This is a genomic window from Arthrobacter livingstonensis (assembly GCF_003219815.1).
Taxonomy (GTDB): Bacteria; Actinomycetota; Actinomycetes; order Actinomycetales; family Micrococcaceae; genus Specibacter; species Specibacter livingstonensis.
The window spans coordinates 1-17746 of the sequence record NZ_QJVD01000010.1 but is presented as its reverse complement, the minus strand read 5'-3'; the positions used below and the strand labels follow the sequence as shown (position 1 = coordinate 17746).

Below are 17746 nucleotides of genomic sequence, written 5' to 3'. Positions count from 1 at the left end.
TGATGACAACCGGTTCACTTGAGCGCTATGAGACCGAGCTGACGAACGCCGACCTTGTGATTTTGGAGATGGAGGCCGGTTCCAAGGAGGACGCCGCCGCCCAACTGGCCGCCAAGCTCTTTGAACAGGGCAGGGTCAGCGACCTGGCCGGCTTCCTGCGCCATGTCAACGCCCGCGAGCACCAGATGGCCACCGGTCTCCCCGGCGGAATCGGCGTCCCCCATGCGCGCAGCGACTACGTCACGCAGACCTCCATCGCCGTCGGCATCACCAAGTTCGGCCACAGCCTGGACTTTGGTGCCATGGACGGCCCCGCCACGGTCATCCTGCTCATTGCCACCCCGGCGAGCTCGTTCTCCGCGCATTTGGAGGTCCTGGCGACGCTGGCCCGCTCGCTGTTCAAGGAGAACTTCCGCGAATCCCTGCGCCGGGCCCACGACAAAGAGGTCATCGCCGAGCTCATCAACTCCACGCTGGTCTTCTTCGACCACTAGGACGTACGACGCCGGGACGTTCCCTTCCGCAGCCGGCCCGCCGGGGTGCCCCGTCACGCCGGGCCGCATTCGTTGTTCTACATGGTTACGAAGTACCGTTGTAGTGTGTTAAAAACTGCCGTAAAGCCCAAATGGATCGCAGCGCTGGTCTTTGCCTTGGCCGTCGCTGCCGTGTTTGTCCTGCTGAGCCAGTGGCAGTTTTCCCGATCCACGCAAAAGGACGTTGCCCCGCCCTCGGTGACGGAGAAGGTCCAGCCGCTGCTGGAAACCCTGCAACCCGGCCAGCCGATGCTTGGCACCGAAGAAGGCCAGCTGGTCACCGCGACCGGGCACTTCGACGCCTCCAAGCAGGTGGTGGTGCAGTCCCGCATGCAGGACGGCAAGGTCGGCTTCTGGGTGGTCACCGCCTTCGTCGTCGACGGTGCGGCCAAGCTCACCGGCAAGGCCGCCACAGATGGAGCCGTGATCCCCGTGGCCCGGGGCTGGATTCCCGAAGCGTCCGCGGCGCGGGCCCCGCCCGCCGGCACGGTCACCCTTGAGGGCCGCCTGCTCAACTCCGAGGGCCCCATCCTGTCCAAGAACCTGCCGGCGGGGCAGGTCAGCGCGCTGTCCTCGGCGGAACTGACAAACCTTTGGAAGACCACCACTTACGCGGCATTTGTGGTGTCCTACCGGGAACTCGTGGGCGGGACCGCCGTCGGCGCTGCGGCCGGCCAGGGGGACCTGGTCCGCATTACCGTGACGGCCACCGACCAAAACGGCAAGGTCAATTGGCTGAACATCTTTTACGCCATTGAGTGGGTGCTGTTTGCCGGCTTTGCCGTGTTCATGTGGTGGCGCCTGGTGGCGGACGACTACCGGCGCGAACAAGACGAACTCTTCGACGTCCACCACGACGACGAGGCATTGGAACCAGACTTAGGAGAGTCAACAAAGTGACTGACACCAACCCGGCCGAGCCCCAAGGGGCGACGGCCGGAAATGCCGTACCGAAGCCCGCACCGAAGCGCCGCTTTGGCGGCACCCCCGCCCAGATCCTCGGCGCCCTGAAGTTCTACAAGGTACTGGCATATTCCACCGGCACCATGCTGCTGCTGCTCTGCATCGAACTCGTGGTGCGGTATGGCTTCAACAGCGTCCTGATGGCAGGTGGAACCAACTCCATCACGGGCGAATCCCATGGCTTGGGCTTTGTTGGTTCCGACGGCGTGATCGCCGGCGGGGTGAACATCTCCATGCTGGTGCTCATTGTGCACGGCTGGATGTATGTGGTGTACCTGATCGCCGACTTCCGCCTGTGGTCACTGATGCGCTGGCAGTTTGGCCGCCTGGTCCTCATTGCCCTCGGTGGGGTGGTCCCTTTTCTGTCCTTCATTGTCGAGGGCCGCATCCACAAGGAAGTCCTGGCCGAAGTGGCAGCCAACCCCAAAGCCGGCAAGCGGTACTAACCGCAGTCGTGTGAGGCGGACTCCGTGTGAGGCGGCCGTCACTTGACGGCCCTGACGGGCTGGCCGGGGGATGGAGTGGGTTAAGATTGAACCGTGACTAATCCCGCTACGGCCCAGACTTCCCAGAAGCCCGTCCTGGTTGTGGACTACGGTGCCCAGTACGCCCAGTTGATTGCGCGCCGTGTGCGTGAGGCCAATGTGTACTCGGAAATCGTGCCGCATACCCATACAACTGCGCAGTTGCTGGCCAAGAACCCAGCTGCCATCATCCTCTCCGGCGGACCGTCCAGTGTCTACGCAGAGGGTGCGCCCAACGTGGGTGCAGACCTTTTTGAAGCCGGCATCCCGGTCCTGGGCATCTGCTATGGCTTCCAGGCCATGGCGGCGGCACTGGGCGGCACCGTAGCCAAAACAGGTGCGCGTGAATATGGCGCCACCCATGTGACCCTGACGGGTGAAAGCCGGTCCATCCTCGCCGCCACCCCGGCATCGCAGAACACGTGGATGAGCCACGGCGACAGCGTGCTGGAGGCCCCCGCGGGCTTCGATGTGCTGGCCTCCTCCGCCGGGGCCCCCGTTGCCGCGTTCGCCAACGAAGAAAAGTGCCTCTTCGGGGTGCAGTGGCACCCCGAGGTCAAGCACTCCGAGTTCGGCCAGAAGGTGCTGGAAAACTTCCTCTTCAACGGCGCCAAGCTGGAACGCAACTGGACCACCGGGAACATCCTGGACGAGCAGGTTGACCGCATCCGCGAACAGATTGGCGACGCCCAGGTCATTTGCGGCCTTTCCGGCGGCGTCGACTCGGCCGTTGCCGCGGCCCTGGTGCAGCGCGCAGTTGGCGACCAGCTGACCTGCGTCTTTGTCAACCACGGACTTCTGCGGGAGGGTGAGGCCGAGCAGGTTGAGCTCGACTTCGTGGCTTCCACTGGCGCCAAGCTTTACGTCGCCAACGAGCAGGACCGCTTCCTGAACGCCCTGTCCGGGGTGTCCGATCCAGAAACCAAGCGCAAGATCATTGGCCGCGAATTCATCCGCGCCTTCGAGGAAGCCGAACGCGCCATCATGGCCGAGGCCGCCTCCGAAGGCGAAGAGATCAAGTTCCTGGTGCAAGGCACCCTGTACCCCGACGTCGTCGAATCCGGCGGCGGCGAAGGTGCGGCCAACATCAAGAGCCACCACAACGTGGGCGGCCTTCCCGAGGACCTGCGCTTCGAGCTTGTGGAGCCGCTGCGCGCGCTGTTCAAGGACGAGGTCCGTGCCGTCGGCGCCCAGCTGGGCCTGCCCGCGGAGATCGTTGGCCGCCAGCCGTTCCCCGGACCCGGCCTCGGCATCCGGATCGTCGGTGAAATCACTGGCGAACGCCTTGAGCTGTTGCGCAAGGCCGACGCCATTGCCCGTGCCGAGCTGACCGCGGCCGGCCTGGACAACGAAGTGTGGCAGATGCCCGTGGTGCTGCTGGCTGATGTCCGCAGCGTGGGTGTCATGGGCGACGGGCGCACCTACGGACACCCGATCGTGCTGCGTCCGGTCTCCTCCGAAGATGCCATGACGGCGGACTGGTCGCGCCTGCCGTACGATCTGCTGGCGAGGATCTCCAATCGAATCACCAACGAGGTGGACGGCGTTAACCGCGTTGTCCTGGACGTCACGTCCAAGCCGCCGGGAACCATCGAGTGGGAGTAATGCCCCAACGGGGCACTGGAGGGCGGCCCTGAGCCCCGCTTAGGGCTTAATTTGCTGCCCTCCAGTGTGCCGAGCAGGCATTGGCAGGGTTGGGGCGATAGCCTGAATTGCATGTCAGTATGGTCAAGACCGTTCCGCGCAAGCGCAGAGAAGAAGGCACCCGTGTCCGAAGTTGCAAGTCCCGAGGGGAGCTCCGTCGAGCTCCAAACATGGCTTGCGGGATTGGACAGCTACGCGGGGCCCGACACCGCACTGGCTTTCGCCAAGACGGCGGCCGGCTGCATCGACCTCACCCATGCACACCCGTCCGGGCTCGCCCAGCTGTTGGCGGGCCGGAAAACGCGCCTGTCCACCCTGATCCGCGAACCCGAGCACTACACGTCCGCCAAACGTGCCGCCGGATCCCTTCGCGCCAAGGTCTTTGAACTGAGCACCGACCGCGGGATCGACGTCGGATACCTCGCCGCCGGGCTGGCCCGCTGGTCCGTTGTGGGCGGCCAAAACAGCGGTGCGGTCTGCGCACCCGTTCTGCTGGCCGCCGTCGCACTGACCGTGCGAGCAGGGCAGGACGACTACGAACTCCAGCTCATGGAACAGGCGAAGGTCAACCCCGCCCTCGTGGCCCACCTGGCCCAGAACGCCAACATCAGGGTGGACGCGCCCGCCCTGGGACGGCTGGCCTACAGCACCGCCCGCTTTGACCCGGCACCGGTGCTGGACAAGCTGCGCACCCTTCTGGCGCCCATTGCCGGCGCCACCGTGGAAAACGACCTGCTCGTTTCAACGTTTGCCTTCCTGGCCGACAACCTCCGCGACCCCGCACTGCTTGCCGGAACGGAACTGCTGGACCGGCTGCAGCGCAACAGCGGGGGCGACATTCTTCCTGTCGAGCTGGAACCTGACTTTTCCCGGTTTACACCCTTGGATGATCGGCTTCCCGAGGATGAAATCCTGGTCCGGGATGCCGATCCCCAGCAGCAGTATGTGCTTGACCTGATCGGCCAGGGCGAATCCGTCCTGGTCTCGACGCCGCCTGGCACCGGCCAGACGCAGACGGCGATCAACGCCATTGCCCAGCTGGTACACGACGGCAAGAGCGTGCTGGTGGTGGGGGAGCGCCGCAGCACGTTGAACGAGCTGGCACAAATACTGCGCAGCATGGACCTGGACTCGCTGCTGCTCCAGCTCAGCGCCCAGACGGGTCCGCAGCAAATCAAGTCGCAGCTGATCCGTTCGATCACACGCAACGAAAAGGCGTCCGAACCCCAGCTGGACAGCGTGTTCCAGACGCTGGTGGACCACCGCCACCAGCTGGTGGACCATGTGTCCAGCCTTCACAATGTGCGCGAACGCTGGGGCTGCTCGCCGTACCAGGCCATGCAGTCGCTGGCGGAACTGACGTCAATCCACCCGGCCCCCGCGACGACGGTCCGGCTCAAGCGCAGCGTCCTTGACAGCATCAAGGACCGGGGTGAACTGAGCGGGCGCCTCCGCCGGGCGGCCGAACTTGGCTCGTTCAGCAAGGTGGCTGTGGGCAGCGCCTGGCATGGGGCACGGCTGGTGACTCGGAAGGAAACCGAAACGGCCTACGCCCTGGCCGAAACATTGTTCAGGCAGGTCCCCGCATTTGCCGGGAAAATGCGCGAGGTTGCCGATTTCGGACAAATCCGCCACGGCAACACCTTTGCCGAGTGGGGACGCCAGCTGGACATGCTGGTGGCCATCCGCGAAAGCCTGGACAAGTTCAAATCCGACGTTTTTGACTGGCCCATCGACGAGATGATTGCGGCCACGGCCACCGCGGCATGGCGCCGTGACCGGGGCATTGACATGCCCGCGCTGCAACGCGCGCGGTACCGCCGCAATGCCAAGGATTTTGTCCGTCCGGGCGTGCACATCGCGGACCTGCACGATTCGCTGGTGCTGGTCAACGAGCAAAGTTCCCTGTGGTCGGAGGCGGCCACCAGCAAGCGGCACCCGACGGTCCCCGCCGGGCTGGCCGAGCTGAACAGCAGCTACCGGGAGCTGAGCGAAAAGCTGCAAACGTTGGGCACGACGCTGGAACGCACCGTTGACGGCGGTGACCTGGCCAACTCCAACGCCGGCGAGCTGGTGGGCCGGCTGGATGCGCTGGTCCAGGACAGGGAGTCGCTGGAGACACTGCCGGAGCGCACCCTGCTGTTGGAGAGCATGCGCGAACAAGGGTTGGGGGAGCTTCTTGACGACCTTGCCCGCCGTGAGGTGGCAGCCTCTGAAACCCGCGCAGAACTGGAACTCGCCTGGTGGCAGTCCGCCCTGGAAGCTATGATCAGCGGCGACGGCTACCTGGCCATGTCCGACGGCGACAAGCTGCGCAGGCTCGAAGCCGAGTTCCGCCTGGCCGACCAGGCCCACGTGGCGGCCGGACCGGCACGGATCCGTTGGAAACTGGCACAGCAGTGGCGTGAGGTGGTTGCCGGGCGCAACCGCCAGGGCGAGATGCTGCGCAATGTGCTCAAGGACGGCCGGGTGTCCTTGGAAGCACTGGGAGTCCAGGCTCCGGACCTTCTGAAGAACCTTGTCCCTGTCTTCACCGCAAGCCCCTTGGTAGTGCCCTCGGTGATTCCCGCGGGGTTGCGCTTCGACACCGTAGTCATCCTGGATGCTGAATCCACGTCACTGCAGTCCGCCCTGCCGGCGTTGGCGCGGGCCGAACAAGTGGTTGCCTTTGGTGACGAACAAACAGCGTGTCCCCGCAGCTTCAGCGTTGCCGTGGGGGATCCGGAAAACCGGGCGCAGGACCAGCACCCGCTGGAAAGCGTGTTCGGAGCCCTGTCCCGGGTTTTGGCCCGGCACCGGCTGACGGTCTCCTACCGGGCCGTTGACGAGGACCTGGTATTGCAGCTGAGCCGCGGCTTTTACGACTCACAATTGCAGCGCCTTCCCGACGGCCGGGCCGTGACCGGGCTGGAACGCTCGCTGACAGTTGACTACCTGCCGGATGGCAAGGGCCTGCCCGGGGCGGGTGACAGCGGCGTGGAATCAGTGGTGGCCGAGGTCAACCGGGTGGTGGATATGGTGTTTGAACACGCCAGGGTCCGCCCGCGCGAATCGCTGGCCGTCATCACGGCCAGCGACCGGCATGCCGTCCGCGTGGCGCAGGCCATCCGCCTGCAGATGGCCAACCACCCGCTGCTGGCCGCCTTCTTTGAATCCGGTCCGGAGTCCTTCCGCGTCGTTACGGTGGACCGTGCCGCCGGCCTGGTCCGGGACCGGGTGATCTTCTCGCTTGGCTACGGGCGCACACCCCACGGCAGGGCGCTGCACGGTTTCGGGCCCCTGTCCGAACCCGACGGCCGCGCCAAGTTTGCGCTGGCCATGACCCGGGCGCGGCACCACAACCACATCATCAGCTGCTTCCGCCCGGAAGACCTGGACGAGAAGCGGCTCAGCCATGGCGCCGTCGACTTTTTTGAACTCCTGGACCGCGAACTGGGCGGAAACTCCCTGCTGGGGACACCCGCTTCACGGGCACAGGACAGCGAACGGCAAACCGGCGAGGACCCGCTGGTGGCCGACCTTGCCGACCGGCTGCGGGCCCGGGGAGCCAGGGTCTGGCACCACTATGACGGTGCCTTGGACATTGTTGCGGCCCCGGATCCAGTGACGCTGCTGGGCCGCGAGGACCATGAGATCCCTGTCCCGGTGGCGGTGGAATCAGACGGCACAGCCAAATACCGAAGCATGAGCGTGCGCGAACGCAGCCGCCTCCGCCCGCAAATGCTGGAGCAGCTCGGCTGGCGCTATGTGCCGTTGTGGACCATTGAGGTCTTCACCGACCCCTCCAGCTGTGCCGACCAGATCGGACGGTATCTGGGACTGGTCTCCTCCGCGGGTGAAGAGGAGCTGCCCTCCCTGATGGGGACGGCCCTGGACACCTCAATGACGGCCGTCATCGATTCACCGCGGTCAAGACGCCGCACGGCTGCGGGGGAGCACGCGGCCCCCAATGTGCACCGGCCCGGCGCTACGGGGCCGGAAACCGCGAAAGCGGAACAAAACGCCACAGCTCCGACCGAACATGGCGGAGAAGCGGACGGCGTGAACTCCGCAACCGGTGCGAAAGAAGCGGGTGAAAAGGGCGGTGGCGCCGAGGGCGGATCGCCAGCGGAACCGACGCCCGGTAAGACGGCAACTGCAAGTGAAGGAAGCGTGACCACGGTGAACGAGCCGGACAAGAACACGAATGGCGTTGCCGCCCCGGGGAACGGTACTGACACGCCTGATGCTCCCGGCGCCACGTCGGACGACGCCGAAGTGCTGCCCAAGGTGGCGCCGCACGACGCAGCCCACACCTGGGGCGATGACCTCGGTGACCATGGCCATGACGAGTGGCTGCGCGAAAACAAGCCGCCGCACTGGAGCTAACGGCACCGGAACCGGACCCCCCAAGTACGGCGTATCCCAATGCCGCCGATCCCGCTCCCTGCACCCGGCTTACCGGTGGCGCATCCGCGGGACAGGCGGCATTTTTCGTTCAAAACCGGAGGAAGCTGCCCTGCGACCAGGCCTCAATTCGCCATGGCCTCATTTCACCAGGACCAGGAAGACCTTTCCCCTGGCGGAGGCCCCCGCGAGCAATACCGCCGACTCGCCAGTGGCAGCCACGACCACCAGGCCCTCCGTGTCCTGGGCCGGCAGCAGCCCGCCAGTCGGCGCGGCCAGTGCCGGGGTCCACAACACGGGCACTGCGCGTGCCAGAACCTCGTTGCGCAGCGGTCCATCCAGGCCCTGGCTGGCGCTGAGCACCACATCGACCAATTGGCCTTGGCGCAGTAATTGCGCCGTGGTGGGGTCGGTGAGCCGCAGCGGGACAGCTTGGCTGCCTGCCGGAGCGCCGACGAGGAGTCCGTCGCTGAGAAGGGCAGCGTCTGTCATGACTTCCCCACGGCGCACCGGTCCCGAAACGCGCCTGCCCACCCAGGTTAGGGTGGCACCGGGCCGGGCATCCGGACGGCCATCCTGACTGTCGCTGCCGGGCTTTCCGCTGTCCGTCTGGTCCGGGGCGGCCTCCATTGCCGCGGCCGGACGGCTGCCAGCGGGAACCATGGACGGGCTGACGGCGGCGGCGGTGAGGTCGGCCGGACCCAATGTGTGGCCGGCCGGGAGGTCGTGGGCAGCGACCATCACCGTGGTGGTGTCCGGGCTGGCGGGAGTGAGCTGCTGGACCGCCACGGCGGCCGCCGCGCAAAGCAACAATGCCGCCACCAGCCGGCGGCGGCGGCGAACCCAGCGCCGGAATCTTTCGGCCGGAGTGGCCGGGCGTGCCCCGGGAGCCCAGGACGGACCGTTCGAAAGGTGGTGCACGGCTTGCCCGCGCATTGCATTGCTGGTGGAAGACCTCATAAGGCCACGCTAGATCTGTCGGGGCTTTGGATCCGGGTCAGGCTTCACAATGTGTGCAGTGGAGTACGCCGCAAAGCCTGTGCAGGGAGGAAGGCGGCATAAACAGCCCGTGGGGCGTCGGCTTGGGCACCGTGAATGGCTGGGCCGCCGGCGGGTCAAGACGCCGGCGGGTCAAGACGCCGGCGGGTCAAGACAAGGGAACGGACGGAACCTGGCAGCGGCCACGCCGGAGAGGTCCCGGACAGGGGTAAGCTGCCGGGGAGCACTGTCGGGTTCTAGCTTGCGACGGGGGCGGCGGCCTTGCCGGCGCCGGCCTTTGAAGCAGGCCGCGAAGAGCCGGAAGCGGACGAAGCCGGGCCGGAACTGGATACCCCGGCCGGTGCGGGTGTCTTGGCACCGGAGTCGGTGCTGGAGGCGCCGGAGTCGCTCGCGGAACCGGATGTGCCGCTGGCGGCCGGGACGGTGCTGGAGCCGGCGCGCGAATCGGTGCGGTAAAAGCCCGAGCCCTTGAATACGACGCCCACGGAGTTGAACTTCTTGCGCAGATTTCCACGGCATTCGGGACAGACGGTCAGGGAATCGTCACTGAACGACTGCTGGATGTCGAATGCGTGGCCGCAGTCTTTGCAGGCGTAGGCGTAAGTGGGCACTGGTTTTCCTCCTGGATACATGCGTCAGGACCGCGGCTGCAGTTGCAATGACCTTTGCACGCTCTGGCAGTCCAGGGTCCCGAGTGCTAATTCTATCACCGCTCTCGACAACGCCCCGGGCACGTTATTTATTTCACAAATCCGGGGAGCCGGCCCGGTTCCAGCCACTGGGCGTCAACACCCAGTCCACCGGGCGGTCCAGGTCATCGTGGGGCAGGACCCCGGGCGGGAAGACTTCCCGTTCATGGACGACGGCGGCCGTCGGTACAGCGCGAACCCCGCCTTCCGCCGGGGACGCCAGGGTGGCGAGGAAACGGTCGTAGTAGCCGCCGCCCTGGCCCAGCCGCACGCCGGATGTGTCCACCGCCAGCGCCGGCAGCAGGATGCCGTCAACGGCGCCGAGCGCCGCGAAGGGCAGGCGCGGCCCCGTTGGTTCCAGGACGGGCGCCAGCGTGCTCCGTGCCATGGTGACCCCCGGGCTCCACTGTGCCCAGGACAGTTGATGCCCGGGTTCGCACACGGGAACAAAGATGAGGTGCCCGGCATCGCCCAGGGCCTCCAGCAGCGCGCCGGTGCCCGGCTCGCTGCCGGAGGAGACATAGGCGCAAACGATTCCCGGGGACCCGGAGCCGCGCAGTTCGCTGACCCACCCCACCCCGGCTGAAGCCAGGCCGGCAGCGGCGCGGTGACGGACGGCGTCGTCCATGGAAAGGCGGGCGGAGCGCAGGCGGGAACGCCATTGGATTTTGGTGGCGGGGGTCACGGACTTTCCTGTTCGTTGGCGGTCACATGCCCAAGCTAGCAGGGCGCGGCGCGGAAATGGCGGGAACGTCAGTTAGCCTAGGAGCATGACTGAAGTTTCGCGCGTACGTAAAGCCGTCATTCCTGCGGCCGGTTTGGGGACCCGCTTCCTGCCGGCAACAAAGGCGATGCCGAAGGAAATGCTGCCCGTGGTCGACAAGCCCGCCATCCAGTATGTGGTGCAGGAGGCCGTCAGTGCCGGCCTGGTGGACGTGCTGATGATTACGGGACGCAACAAGCGGGCCCTGGAAGACCACTTTGACCGCGTGCCCGTCACCGAGCAGCTGCTGGAGGCCAAGGGCGACTTCGAGAAGTTGGCCGCCATCCAGCACGCCACCGACCTGGGCGAGATCCACTACGTCCGCCAGGGCGACCCCAAGGGCCTGGGACACGCAGTGCTGCGTGCCAAGACCCACGTGGGCAACGAGCCCTTCGCGGTGCTGCTCGGCGATGATTTGATTGATGAGCGCGACGAACTGCTGACCACCATGATCGACGTCCAGGCACGCACCGGCGGATCAGTCATTGCGCTGATCGAGGTGCCCAGGGACAAGATTTCCGCATACGGCTGCGCCGACATGACCGTCATTGAGGGGGAGGACTACGTGCGCGTCAACCACCTGGTGGAGAAGCCTGCGGTGGAGGACGCGCCGTCGAACCTGGCCGTCATTGGCCGCTACGTTCTGCACCCGGCCGTCTTTGGGGTGCTGGAAAACACCCCTCCGGGGCGTGGCGATGAAATCCAGCTCACCGACGCATTGCAGACCCTCGCCACACGCGAGGGCGACGGCGGTGGCGTGTACGGCGTCGTGTTCCGCGGCCGCCGCTATGACACGGGCGACAAACTCAGCTACCTGAAGGCAGTGGTGACCCTGGCCTGCGAGAGCGACGACCTGGGCCCGGACCTGCGCGAGTGGCTGGGCGAGTTCGCAGCCGAGCTGCACAAGTAGCCCACGTGTGGGGCCAGGCCACGTGGCCGGTGACGCTGGAATCCGGAGACCTGGTCCTGCGCCCCATCAGGCTGCGGGACAGGGTCGAGTGGACGCGCGTGCGTGCCCGCAATGCGGACTGGCTGCAGCCTTGGGAGGCCAGCAACCCGGCGAGCCAGGGCGAACTGCCCAGTTTCGGCCAGATGGTCCGGGCGCTCAACGAGCAGGCCCGGGCGGCGGCGGCGCTGCCGTTTGTCATCACGGAGCGGGTGCCCGGGCAGGGCAAGCCCGTGATTGTCGGGCAGTTGACGGTGTCCTCGATCATGTGGGGCTCGGCGATGATGGCGACGCTGGGCTACTGGGTGGACCAGGACCGGGCGGGCCGCGGCATAGCCCCCACCGCAGTGGCCATGGTGACGGACCACTGTTTCCGGGCGCTGGGCCTGCACCGGATGGAAATCAACATCCGCCCGGAAAACGGCCCCAGCCTGCGCGTGGTGGAAAAGCTGGGCTTCCGTGACGAGGGCCTGCGTCCGCGGTACCTGCACATCAACGGCGATTGGGCGGACCACCGCAGCTTTGCGCTGACCGCCGAGGAAGTGCCCGGCGGCCTGCTCAACCGGTGGCTGGCCGGCCGCGCCTGACTGGAGGGCCCGGCAGGCGGGGCAAACCGGCCGCACCTGTCAGGGGCGCCGGTCAGGAAATCTGGGACCGCCTCGCGACACACCGGCAGTAATGCAACTTGCGACATATTTCACCTCTAGGGTTGAAATGTGGAAGCGCCCCCGCCGGGCTTCCCCTATTTGGTGGTTGTCACGACTGCCACGCCGCAGCCGGCACGCCAGACCAGCAATAGCAGGAGACGTCAATGGAACGCATCATTTCCGACGCCCACGCCCACGTGGAGCCGGAACCGTCATCCGTCGCGCCCGTTGCCGGCCCTGCACCCTTGAATATTCGCTGGCGCCGCACGGCCATGGCGGCAGTGGGTCTGCTGGCCCTGCTCACCGCCGGCATTTCCGGCGCGTTGAACGTGTTCAACATCGGCTCGGCATCACTTTCCGTGGCTGGGCTGGTCATTTTCCTGGCAGTGTTGGCGGGGCTGCGTGCCTTGGCCATTCGGGATCAAAATGCCCGCCGTTCGGCCGCACATGCGGCTGCTGAACGTTCGACGGCGGACGCTGCGTCCGCGGCCTGGTCCGGTCCCGCCGTGGAACAGCGTGAGACGGTCCTGTTCGACGGTGCCGAGGGCGCGGAACCCGGGCCGGTGCAGAAGCCGCTCACGGCTGATGAACTGCGCAACGCCGCCCTGCGGGTGGCCGCCAAAGGCACTGAGGACGCCAAGCTGGCACACACACAGACCCTGGCCGAGGGTGAGCTGGACGCCGAGACCTGGGAGCCCGTGGAGGTGCCTAAGCCCGGCTATGTGACGGCCGCGCGTGCAGCTGCCGCCCAGGTTGCCCCGCTGGCGGTTCCCGAAGTGCCGAAGTCCACTGGAACATCCATCAAGGCCGACCAGGCCGGAATCGGCGTTCCCGCAACGGGCGACAGCGCACCCGTGCCCGTGATCGTTGAAGGCAAGTCTGCCGAGGAAGCCCCGGCCGCTGCTCCGGCCCCTTCGGCTGCCGTCAAGCCGGCGGACGCCGCCCACGGACTGAACAACCTCGACGTCGTGCTTCAGCGCCGCCGCGCTTAATTACCCTCCGGCGGTCGATCCCCACCCGCTCCCCAGCCTCGTACCTCGGCCGGGCCCCCCGCGGGCGCGGGCCCATGGGCCCACACCTGCGAGGGGCCCGCTGCGTGGGCCCACACCTGCGAGTGGCCCGCTGCGAGCTTGCGAGTACCGGGAGCGGGTGGGGACTTGCGAGTACCGGGAGCGGATGGGAGCGAGACGCAGATTGCCGAGACCTGGACTTGATCCGACTATTCTGTTCTGCACTGGCCGGGGTAGTGTCAATCCATGGTGCTTATTGCTGTTGCCGGTGGGACAGGTACCGCAGGATGTGCGGTGGTGGCCGATGCCGTCGGCCGGGGCTTCAGCGTCCGGGCACTGAGCAGGCACGTGCCCGCGGCTGCTGATCCAAAGCGCGTGGCCGGCGCCGACTACCTGGCCGCCGACTTCCGGACAGGCGGCGGCGTGGCGCAGGCCCTGGCCGGCGTCGATGCCCTGGTGGAGACGCTGGACGCCCGCACGGGACCTTTGCTGAAGGCGCTCTCCGCAACCACCGTTGCCGTGCTTGCGGCCGCGCAGCGTGCAGGCGTTTCCCGGTGCGTGCTGTTGACCATCGTCAACGCGGCAGAGTGCTCCATGGGCTATTACCAGGTCCAGGCTTCGCGGGCGCGCAGCTACGAGTCGTCCGGGGTGCCTGCCACGGTGGTCTATGCCACGCAGTTCCATAATCTCGTGGCCGGACTTTTCTCCACGGGTGCCAAGGTCGGCATCATCCCGGCATTCTCAGGTGTGTCGTTCCAGCCGATTGCGACGGCGGACGTGGCGCGGTTGCTGGTCGACGAGGCGGTTGCCGGCCTGGACCCAAACGTTGCGCGACACCGTTCCGTACTTGCAGGTGGACCATCCGTGTGGCCCATGAAGGCCATGGCGGAGCAGTGGAAGTCGGCGATGGGACGGCATGGTGTGGTGACGTCCATGCCGCTGCCGGGTGCCTTTGGCACGTACTTACGGGCCGGGCGGAACTTGGTCCCGGAAGCCGCCGTCGGACGTGTTGAATTCAGCGAATGGCTCCAGTCGCGGCACACGTAGCTGTCTGCGAGGGCGGAGATAGCTACGGGGCCTTCGGCGCAAACAGTTCCAGCGCAATATTGTCAGGGTCGCGGAACTCCAGGATGAATCCGCTGCCGATGTCCTTGATGCCTCCATGGCCAATGCCGAACCCGTCTAGAAGTTCGATGGCCGCGTCAAGGTCGGCGTGGGACGTTACGGCAAGGCTGAGGTGGTCCAACCCGGTCCGGTTCTCGTCGAAGCCATCCGTGGAGACGGGCCGGAGCCCCAGCAGGGATTGGCCCAGATCGTATATGACGCCGCCATACAGGAATGCGTAGCGCGCTTGATCCTTGGACGGAGTGTCCGCTGGTATTTCCATCGCGACGGGCCACGCAAAGATGCCTTCGTAGAAGGCCCGTGACCGTTCGATGTTTGTCACGGTCAAACGGATGTGGTTAATGGAATTGGTATTGATGGGCATGCTTGCATCGTCCCACCCCGAACTGTTTGCCGCCAGGAGCGAACTGGTTCGCATGATTGCCCGGTAACCATGGAGGAGAACATTTAGCTCGGCGTGACGTGTTTGGTGGTCACCGGCGTGGCGCGTTATCCGAGGCGGGCAACGTAGTCGGCATCGAAATTTCCACGGTGCCGCGGCGAACGCGTCTCCAGACGCCACGAGCGCAGGATCCACATAACAGGTCACAACCGCCCCACTGCTCAATCCCGGCTTGACACTTCCATACTCGAGCCCAACACCCAAAGAAAACGCAGGATGTCAAAACTTCCCCTGATTTGTTTCCAAGACATCGAGTAAGAGTTGGGTACACCCCCTTTTCGGGCAAACAAAAGGCCCTATGGGCTGCGGATTACCGCAGCCCATAGGGCCGTCCGGGGTGGAGCTAAGGAGATTCGAACTCCTGACCTCCTCGATGCGAACGAGGCGCGCTACCAACTGCGCCATAGCCCCGTGACGGCTCTAACACCGTCAGCTTTTCTAGGTTAAGCCCTGATCAGTGGAGATTCCAAACTGACTCTGCCAGATAATCTCTGAGCGTAGGGGGTGACCGCCCTCTATCTGTCGCCTGAGCGGTCATGTCTAGTTGCGCCAATACTGGCCGATCCTGGTGGCGAAATCCATTTCCGACCCGGATGGCTGCCCGGGTGGTGGTCTCTCCGTAACCAGCCGGGCCGACGACGTCGTCAAGCGTCCGCCGAAAAGTACCTCGCGCGCTGCCGCGCTTCGGACCGGGGCCGGCGTCCGGTCGCGACTGTTACGGGCTTGGATGAGGAAAATGTCGGCGAGGTGGGGCGCGATGGCGGGGCCGCCCTTGTCGTTACTGGTGTCCATCACGTCAGGAAAACCAGTTCCGCTACGCCTGCATGCACTTCGAACTAGACTCCCGTGACTCCTAAGCCAGCGTCGATGAAGACCAGGACCGGATGGTGCCGAGCCCGGCCAAAGCCAAGTCCTACCAAAAAATCGCCGCCGCCAGAACCCGGCACACCGAGGCCGCAGCCTTAACTGACATGAACCTGATGGCGCTGACAATCCCACCAGAAGGCACTGAGGCACTGACCGTCACCGCTACCAGTGCCATGCCCAACCAGGCCATGGCACCACTCTGGGAGGTAGGAAACGCCCTGATCGCGCGGCGGAGAAAGCCCACAAAAAAGTCCCCTCCAAGCTCCGCCTCGGGGACCTGGCCCCGGGCCAGCAGGTCCTTGACACCGAGCTCAAACTGATCCGCACTGGCATCCGCATGGTCGCCTACAACATCGCGATGACCATCGCCCGCGAGATCCGCACTTACACCGGCTACCGGCGCGCCCAGCAGGAAGCCCCCGCCCTGATGCGCCAGGTAATCAACCAGTCCGGGGATGTTGACCCCACCCCGCCGGCTACCTGACCATCACCCTCGGCCTGCTGCCGACCAAGGCCAAGGCTGTCGCTGAACCCTGCGCCCTCCTCACCGCCACCGAAACCCGCAACCCGGCACCGGTCTGATCCTCAAATACGCCATGATAAAACGGGGCAACCGACACCAAGAATAAATCACTATATCCAGATTCCTGAACCCTGGCCGAGCATGCTCGGCTGGAGCTTGAATATTTTGACCGGTGCCGCACTGGCCTATCGGCAACGGGTTGGCCCCGGTCTGCCGCCTTGGACCCTGGTTGGGCTCTTCACACGCGGTAACCTGCTGAGCCCGCCGCTGCGCACCTGAAAATGTGAGAACACTCTTCCCTGCTATGCCCGGAAAAAGCGTCACCATGACGACCAGGCGAATAGCTATCTCTTACGGCCCGGCAGCGCGCCGACCACCATGTCACGATGACGACGCCCCCAATCCTATCGCCACCAAAGGCGACGCCGCCATCGTCAAATAGCTCGCTCGGTAACACCCCACCCCGGCACCGAGGTGCCAAGGTGGCGTCGAATGTCCAGAAAGGGGGCAGTGCCAAGGCTCTTGCGAGGGGCCTATCGTGCGCCCGAGAGCAGTGGTGCCTGGGCCTGGGCAGGGGCAGGTATTCCGATCGGCCCCTCCGCTGCCTTGTCCGTGACCGCTGGATTGGTCGGTGGGGCGCTGCGGTGGGCAAGGATGGACGCGCGACCGCAGCGCGGGCATGTCGTTTCGCCTAGACCGGTGGGATCTGGGCAGTGCAGCCGGGCGCGAAAGAAATAGTCCCGTTCGTGCCCGTGACCGTCCTCAACATGCTGGACGTCATAGTCGGCCACCCAGGCGTGGTCACAACCTGTGCAAGTAAAAATGAACCGTTCGAACATAATTTCCCTAAGAAACATGAGCTTTTCCTTTCAGTCTGTCCAGCCATTTAGGGTGCGAAGGAGCGGTGGCCGGTGAAGAACCCGAGTGCGTAGTCGGGGGTTTCGAATTTCACTGTTGTTCCCTTGGGGAAGAACAGGACATCGCGTTCCTTGGCGTGCGTGACCTCTCCTGTTGTCTGGTCGGTGAGGATGAATTCGCCTTGGATGACGACTTTCATTTCGTCGTAGGTGTAGGTGTACACCAGGGGATTGGAGGCTTTGAGCTCGAAGAATCCGGCGCTCATGACCGAGCCCTGCGGGTTGTGGAGGGAGTCACCGATGGCGGCTTCAACTCCAGGCTCGTTCATCGAAGGCAGTCCGAGATAGCCGTTTTCGACCTTGTGGATGGATCCGGCCTTGCTCAGTGTTCCTGTGAGGGTTTCCATGGTTTCTCCTATGCATAGTGTTATGAAGGATTTCTCAGAACTGTTCATCTTTTGGTGCATATAAGACTGCGCCGAAGATCACGCCGTAACCACGGTGGAGAGGGCTCCGGGAGGTTCCGCGTGCCAACCCGACATCCCCAACTTCCTGAGGACCAACCGGGCGATACCCAACCCCTGCTGATGTGAGGTCGCTGGGAGCTGGCGGTTCTTCTACAGCAGGTCGTCAGTCGAATCGCGAGTTCTCGTCGCCGATTGAACACTCGGTGAGCATCCTACGTAAGGAGAAGTGAGCCATGCGGGGCAGCGGTCCTCATGATTGTCGGGATGCGGCCGGTCTCGTCGGGGTTCATGTTGTCATGGTGGCGAACATTAGGGCCATGACGGCGGCGCCGAGGGCTTCGAGTCCGTGTGCTGCGCGGAT

Annotated in this window: 15 protein-coding genes and 1 tRNA gene; 10 read left to right on the top strand and 6 right to left on the bottom strand. The window is 65.2% G+C overall.

Annotated elements, in window-relative coordinates; all coding sequences use genetic code 11:
• The first annotated feature begins 2 nt into the window (after window positions 1-2).
• From CVV68_RS10640 to CVV68_RS10620, 5 genes are all read left to right on the top strand, one after another.
• Window positions 3-494, top strand: a complete 492-nt coding sequence (locus tag CVV68_RS10640; protein ID WP_110500994.1) for a PTS sugar transporter subunit IIA — start codon at window positions 3-5, stop codon at window positions 492-494.
• Between the two features lie 105 nt (window positions 495-599).
• Window positions 600-1433, top strand: coding sequence for an SURF1 family protein (locus CVV68_RS10635; RefSeq protein ID WP_110500993.1), 834 nt, complete (start codon window positions 600-602; stop codon window positions 1431-1433).
• Window positions 1430-1942: a DUF3817 domain-containing protein gene (locus CVV68_RS10630; RefSeq protein ID WP_110500992.1), complete on the top strand. Its 513-nt coding sequence runs from the start codon at window positions 1430-1432 to the stop codon at window positions 1940-1942. Before CVV68_RS10635 ends, CVV68_RS10630 begins: the two co-directional genes overlap by 4 nt.
• Window positions 1943-2035: 93 nt before the next feature.
• Window positions 2036-3625, top strand: a complete 1590-nt coding sequence (guaA, locus tag CVV68_RS10625) for a glutamine-hydrolyzing GMP synthase (protein ID WP_110500991.1) — start codon at window positions 2036-2038, stop codon at window positions 3623-3625.
• 111 nt (window positions 3626-3736) lie between these two features.
• Window positions 3737-8032, top strand: coding sequence for an AAA family ATPase (locus CVV68_RS10620; RefSeq protein ID WP_110500990.1), 4296 nt, complete (start codon window positions 3737-3739; stop codon window positions 8030-8032).
• Window positions 8033-8191: 159 nt separating this feature from the next.
• On the opposite strand, the gene CVV68_RS10615 is transcribed toward CVV68_RS10620, so the two are convergent.
• From CVV68_RS10615 to CVV68_RS10605, 3 genes are all read right to left on the bottom strand, one after another.
• The gene (locus CVV68_RS10615; protein WP_245933472.1) at window positions 8192-9010 is read right to left on the bottom strand and encodes an SAF domain-containing protein; all 819 of its coding nucleotides are present in this window, start codon (window positions 9008-9010) and stop codon (window positions 8192-8194) included.
• A gap of 275 nt (window positions 9011-9285) precedes the next feature.
• A complete protein-coding gene (locus CVV68_RS10610; protein ID WP_110500988.1) occupies window positions 9286-9660 on the bottom strand; it encodes an FmdB family zinc ribbon protein in 375 nt (124 codons plus the stop codon).
• A gap of 133 nt (window positions 9661-9793) precedes the next feature.
• Entirely contained in the window at window positions 9794-10423 is a 630-nt protein-coding gene (locus CVV68_RS10605; RefSeq protein ID WP_245933471.1) for a 5-formyltetrahydrofolate cyclo-ligase, read from the bottom strand.
• An 85-nt stretch (window positions 10424-10508) separates the two neighbouring features.
• Here CVV68_RS10605 and galU point away from each other — a divergent pair, with 85 nt between their 5' ends.
• From galU to CVV68_RS10585, 4 genes are all read left to right on the top strand, one after another.
• Complete coding sequence (gene galU, locus CVV68_RS10600; protein ID WP_110500987.1) at window positions 10509-11411, top strand: UTP--glucose-1-phosphate uridylyltransferase GalU; 903 nt, start codon at window positions 10509-10511, stop codon at window positions 11409-11411.
• A 5-nt stretch (window positions 11412-11416) separates the two neighbouring features.
• A complete protein-coding gene (locus CVV68_RS10595) occupies window positions 11417-12034 on the top strand; it encodes a GNAT family N-acetyltransferase (protein ID WP_110500986.1) in 618 nt (205 codons plus the stop codon).
• Window positions 12035-12258: 224 nt separating this feature from the next.
• Window positions 12259-13086 (top strand): hypothetical protein, encoded by an 828-nt coding sequence (locus CVV68_RS10590; protein WP_110500985.1) that lies wholly within the window; start codon window positions 12259-12261, stop codon window positions 13084-13086.
• A gap of 264 nt (window positions 13087-13350) precedes the next feature.
• Window positions 13351-14151, top strand: a complete 801-nt coding sequence (locus tag CVV68_RS10585) for an SDR family oxidoreductase (protein WP_110500984.1) — start codon at window positions 13351-13353, stop codon at window positions 14149-14151.
• Between the two features lie 22 nt (window positions 14152-14173).
• Here the strand turns inward: CVV68_RS10585 and CVV68_RS10580 are convergent, their stop codons facing one another.
• Entirely contained in the window at window positions 14174-14593 is a 420-nt protein-coding gene (locus tag CVV68_RS10580; RefSeq protein ID WP_110500983.1) for a VOC family protein, read from the bottom strand.
• Window positions 14594-15009: 416 nt separating this feature from the next.
• Window positions 15010-15082: transfer RNA gene (locus tag CVV68_RS10575), tRNA-Ala, on the bottom strand.
• Between the two features lie 793 nt (window positions 15083-15875).
• Here CVV68_RS10575 and CVV68_RS23470 point away from each other — a divergent pair.
• The gene (locus CVV68_RS23470; RefSeq protein WP_170133150.1) at window positions 15876-16022 is read left to right on the top strand and encodes a hypothetical protein; all 147 of its coding nucleotides are present in this window, start codon (window positions 15876-15878) and stop codon (window positions 16020-16022) included.
• Between the two features lie 925 nt (window positions 16023-16947).
• On the opposite strand, the gene CVV68_RS10560 is transcribed toward CVV68_RS23470, so the two are convergent.
• The gene (locus CVV68_RS10560) at window positions 16948-17325 is read right to left on the bottom strand and encodes a cupin domain-containing protein (protein ID WP_110500980.1); all 378 of its coding nucleotides are present in this window, start codon (window positions 17323-17325) and stop codon (window positions 16948-16950) included.
• Between the last annotated feature and the right edge of the window lie 421 nt (window positions 17326-17746).